Origin of the sequence: Okeania sp. SIO2B9 (assembly GCF_010672505.1) — a bacterium.
GTDB classification, from domain to species: domain Bacteria; phylum Cyanobacteriota; class Cyanobacteriia; order Cyanobacteriales; family Microcoleaceae; genus Okeania; species Okeania hirsuta.
This window is the reverse complement of record NZ_JAAHGK010000831.1, coordinates 1-3,507: the sequence shown is the minus strand read 5'-3', so window position 1 is coordinate 3,507 and position 3,507 is coordinate 1. Positions and strand designations below refer to the sequence as shown.

The window sequence follows — 3,507 nt, the reverse complement described above, 5'->3', positions numbered from 1 at the left end:
TCACTAATTAAACGGACATGATATAAAAGTTGTTTGTTATATCTACAGAGTCTTGATGTGATTTGATCAAGTATAGCGCTGTGCGCAGGGAACAGGGAACAGGGAACAGGGAACAGGGGGAATAAATTGCCGATAATATAAGACTTCTAGCTCTTTTGCCCCTACTACAATTTGTAAATATACCAGCGCTCATTGCTATATCTCCCAATGAGGGGGGGAAAGGAAAAAAAGTGATAATTTATTTATCTACCTAAGAAGTATTTTTCTTGATGATAATTTTGCATTTATTGTATAGTTTCAACCATAAATAAAAAATATTTATTTGACTAATTCTTAAGTTTGAGAGTCGCTCAAAATAATTAAATTATAAGTTTTTTTCAATCTAGCTATTTTTAGCTACAATAGCTATAAAATAAACACTGTGGAGGTAAATAAAATTGCAGACTAAGATATATAAAAAATATTTCACTCACAAATTAATTCCGATTACAATATTGATAACAGCTTTACTGCTAGGATTATATAAAAGACCAGCAGAAGCTTTAGAAGAATCTAATAGATTGCTCAAAATAGGAGTCATACAACGATTTGGTACTAAAACTACAGATAAAATCACCCTGAGAGCTACTCCTGGAGATCAATTAACTTTAAGCTTTAAAACTCCAGTAGGAAAAGAAACTCTTACTACTGAAAAAGTTGAGTTGAAAATTAAGATGAGACCGCAAGAAAAAGCATTATTAAAAGAGCGGTTAATTCTCAGTAGTCACCGCAGTTATGAAAATGCTGAAGAAGATGCTCAATTATGGAAAAATAAGGGAATAGAAGTAGAAGTAACCCAACCCGGAAGATGGAAAGTTTGGGCAAAAAGAGAAGTTTATAAAACTCCTTTATTGCGACGCTGGTTACTAGAAAGTCTACAAGCTAATAGTAATACAAATGTATATCTCGATTTGGAAGTTCTCAAACAAAGACCCACAGCTTACTGGGAAATGAATGGCTATACTTATCATCGCCATGAATTAGATATTACAGCAGGAAAAGATATAATTCTCGTTAATAATCAATTTAACCAAGATACAGCAATACCAGAAGAACGACGTTATGCTGGCTCACTCAAATTACAACCGAATGCTTATGGAAGCTACACATTAGTAAATAATATCCCAATAGAAACTTATATTCGGGGAGTAGTACCCCACGAATTAGGAGCTTGGCCACCAAAAGCATCCCTAGAAGCTCAGGCAATTTTAGCTAGAACTTATGCACTACGGAATTTACATAGGTTTGTAGCAGATAATTATGAGTTGTGTGCCAATACTCACTGTCAAGTCTACAAAGGATTAGATGTATACCCAGAAACAGATGAAGCGGTAGCAGCAACTAGAGGAAAAGTCCTGACCTATGAGGATGAGTTGATAGATGCTGTTTATTTTGCTGTTAGTGGTGGTGTGACAGCAGATTTTAACGACTTGTGGAATGGCACTGAACGTCCCTATTTACGACCCGTAGTTGATTCAGCTAATAATATCTGGGATTTATCTACAAATAGTTTAGCTGATGAACAAAATTTCCGTAAGTTTATGAGTCTTCAAAAAGGATTTAATGAAGAAGGTTGGATAGAGTTTCGTTGGCGGGAGGTAGTGAGTTTACCTGGTATAGTTAGCTATTTAAAGAGTTATTTTCGAGAGAAAAAAAGTCCTTTTGCTCAAATTGAAACTGTAAAAAATGTGGAGGTGACAGAGCGATCGCTTGCTGGTCGTGTTCTGAAAATGACTGTGGAAACTGATAAAGGAATTATAGAGTTAAATAAGGACGAAGTACAAAATGCCTTTTGGGTGCCTTGGAGTACACTGTTTTATTTAGACCCTATATACAAACCCGATAAAACTTTGTGGGGCTATAGTTTTGTTGGAGGGGGATTTGGACATGGGGTAGGTTTCTCTCAGAAAGGTTCTATTAAGTTAGCTGAGTTAGGTTGGAGTAGCGATCGTATTCTCAGTTTTTATTTTCCTGGAACAGAGATCCAACCTCTCAGCGAGTCCGTCACTTTTGGACAAAAATAATAGTAGCGATCTATCCTCAAGCTGAAAAAGCGAAATTACTCTGTGCTCATCTGAATACTGATCACATTGCTTCACTCTACAAGGCTTTTCCTGGGCTTGAGGCACACCGTCTACCTTGAAGATCAGAAATTGATCACGCCACCTCGTAACTGGAATTTAGACCAGGGCAAACGCATCTTATTTTGCCGTTCCCTATATGTAGTGTTTGTTTGATTTTATAGACACTATATGTTGAAAGTCTATTGTCAACAAGCGCAATAAAACCCGGTTTATTGATAATTACCCCTAGTTTATTGACGAGATGCGTTTGCCCTGATGCAAAAAATTTAGACTATCAACAGATATGAAAAACAAATGTTGAGATTAATTAAGCTGATTTCGTCTTTTTTGTGTTTTTTTTTCTGGCTTTCAAACTTACCTTTTCCTTTTTTCACTATTGGGTATCGTTTTCTTTTGTTACGAATTTGACCTTTTTTCGAGCCTGGAGATTTTCCACGGGGTTGGGGTGAAAGTGCTGGTGTTCCCACAACTGCAATAACTGCTCCAAACCCCTGAGCTGTCCTTCCAGGAGTTAAATTACTCTGTGCTTTTTGCCAAGGTAGAGGATGGTCTTCCATCATCCCACGAGCTAACCATAACTCCCAAGTGACCATGGGCATCAAATCACTCCATCGATCACATTGCTCTTTAGTGCCCAAGTTAGGTAAAGTCCAATGTAATCTTTGCTTAGAAAAACGATACCAATGTTCAATTGTCAAGCGACGTAGATATAAGTCAACTATTTCTATCAAGTTGGGTATTTGTTCTCCATGCCAACCTAACCATAGTGGTTTACTTTTGGGTGAATCTAATTGTTGAACTCGAATTACAGACAACTTTTGATGGGCAAGTTGTCTAAAATGTAATTGATGCCAAGCTATGATCTGAAGCTTTCCTAGTTTGGAATGTTCCACTTCCACCTTCAGGTCTTCTTTTAGCGCTCGCCTGATGATCTGTGATGATAACTTCTTGCCTATGAAGCTAATACACCATTTTAGGTGTTGGTAAATCAAGAGATGAAACTTTCAGACTAATCCCCTTCTGACTCACTCTAAATTTTTAACCAGAGTAAGTAATGGGTATCACCCCTGCTAGAAAATCATCTTACTAATTACCAACGCCCCATTTTAAGCTTGACGCGCCAGTAGTTATGGCGATTGGAGAATTTTTTTATATCCAATTAAACGGATTTGATATAATAGCGTAACATTGAAAAAAAACACCCCCCAATATTCAATATTGGAGGGTGTCTATATTAGCTAACTAAAGCTAACTCAAAAATTAACCATTGATAGAAGGAGCTTCTACAGCAGCCAAATCTAGAGGGAAGTTGTGAGCATTACGCTCGTGCATTACTTCCATTCCTAAGTTAGCCCGGTTAATGATGTCTGCCCAAGTATTTACC

2 protein-coding genes and 1 pseudogene are annotated in these 3,507 nt (G+C 37.1%); 1 reads left to right on the top strand and 2 read right to left on the bottom strand.

Going from position 1 to position 3,507, the window contains the following annotated elements:
• The first annotated feature begins 437 nt into the window (after nt 1–437).
• Entirely contained in the window at nt 438–2,063 is a 1,626-nt protein-coding gene (locus F6K13_RS24110; protein WP_124155273.1) for a SpoIID/LytB domain-containing protein, read from the top strand.
• 326 nt (nt 2,064–2,389) lie between these two features.
• On the opposite strand, the gene F6K13_RS24105 is transcribed toward F6K13_RS24110, so the two are convergent.
• Complete coding sequence (locus F6K13_RS24105) at nt 2,390–3,016, bottom strand: hypothetical protein (RefSeq protein ID WP_124145445.1); 627 nt, start codon at nt 3,014–3,016, stop codon at nt 2,390–2,392.
• Nucleotides 3,017–3,383: 367 nt separating this feature from the next.
• A pseudogene (locus F6K13_RS24100) lies at nt 3,384–3,507 on the bottom strand (photosystem II q(b) protein); the annotation flags it as partial.